We start from the raw sequence: 1,607 nt of genomic DNA on the forward strand, positions 1-1,607 counted from the left end.
GTCATGCAATCATTTCTCCACTCGATAGCTCCTTTCCTTGGCGGTTTCGGCTCGTTTCTCTTTGCGATCGTCAACGTTCCTATCATCGTAAAAATTTATATGCAGAAGTCCACAGAAGGGACTTCTTTGCTGTTTGTGCTGATGTCGTTCTTTGCGAACATCTGCTGCGGCATGTTCGTGCTGGACAACAACCTCACTACGGGCGTATGGCAGATTCCGCTTTATTGCAACTACGGATTCGCGTTCTGCTGTTGCTGCTGGATTCTGTACTTGTTCCATACGTTCAAGAAATAGAATAATTTATCATGTGGAAATTCAAAACAAAAGGAACACTCCACATGTGTAATTATCCAGAAGAATCCTCTCGTCCATTGTCCACGATGGAATGCCAGAACGCCTTTGACCAGCTCGTCTCTGAGAAGGAACAGCCCAAGGCAGATGCTAACTATTCACCCGATCCTGAACGTATTACTGATATTACTAATCAGTACAAGCTGTTTGCAAAGACATTGGAACCGAAGAAGTCCGACGATATGAGCGTCGGAGAACTGATGGCCGATGAAGATGCGCAAGCCAGACGTAAAGCTCAGCTTGATGCCATTGAACAAGCTGCAGATGAAAGCGGCATCGATATGACTGACATGGTGAACGACATGAAGGAAGCAGCTGGAGTGTCCACCGAAGATGAAGAAAACATTCCTACTCTCACCAAGGAAACCATCGAAAAGGCTACTGAAGCGTTTGATGAAGTGCCGACGGACGAAGCTGTGGACGTAGATCTGGACGAAGGCGAAGTAGTAGACGTCAACGAGACTTCGAACACCGAGTTATTGGAAGAAGATGCGCCGGACGACGGCGTAGAAGAACCCAATCCAGTCAAGGAAGCTTTCGCGAAGGTCGCGGCGGAAGTCGACCAGCAGCTGAAGGACGAATGCGAAGGCAACTGCATCAAGTGCGAAAACCATTGCCACGACAAGGTTGATGTGAAGGTGCCGTCCGAAAACGACAAGTTCAGAGCATCATGCGCGATTGAGTTCTTGCACAAAAAAGAAATTGGCCAAGACAATGTAGTTGACCATTTGGACGTTATTGACGATATCTACACGACGCTTACCGAAACACAGCTCAAGCTGGTAACGGATGAAGCTCCGTGGCTTACGGCGGTGTTCCAAGACGCCGATATTCGCAAGGCGGAACGCGAGAGCGCGGCAAGAAAAGAAGCCGAACTCGAAGCTGCCGATGAAAAGTCCAAGGAGCAAGCCGAACAGCTTACTAGCAAGCTCGAAGGAAAGACTGGCAACTGGGAAGCTGACGCGCAGAAGGCCCAGTACGAGGCATGGACTGACCTCGTGAAGAAGTGGCCGACCTTGTCGAAGGATGTGCAAGACGTTCTTGAACGCATCCCTGGGTTCACCGCATTCCGCAATTACACGCAGTCCCAGATGAATTCGGAAGCATTCAAGCAGAAGATCGACTACGATCCGGAACAGACCGTGAAGGAAATGGCCAGAGCACACGAGCTTGGCAACATTTCTGCCGCAGACGCAGCGAAGTTCATGGATGAACCAGACATGATCAGCAAGTTCGCTATGGGCAACAGTCCAGAA

General features: G+C 49.5%; 2 protein-coding genes. Both read left to right on the top strand.

Translation table 11 applies throughout. The features are described from left to right. On the top strand, positions 1-294 hold a 294-nt coding region (locus tag ACJMM9_RS00100), incomplete at its 5' end, for a PQ-loop repeat-containing protein (protein WP_405322712.1). A gap of 44 nt (positions 295-338) precedes the next feature. Beyond that, the coding region (locus ACJMM9_RS00105) for a hypothetical protein (protein WP_405322714.1) at positions 339-1,607 on the top strand (1,269 nt) is incomplete at its 3' end.

Origin of the sequence: Fibrobacter sp., from assembly GCF_045112255.1 — a bacterium.
Lineage (GTDB): Bacteria > Fibrobacterota > Fibrobacteria > Fibrobacterales > Fibrobacteraceae > Fibrobacter.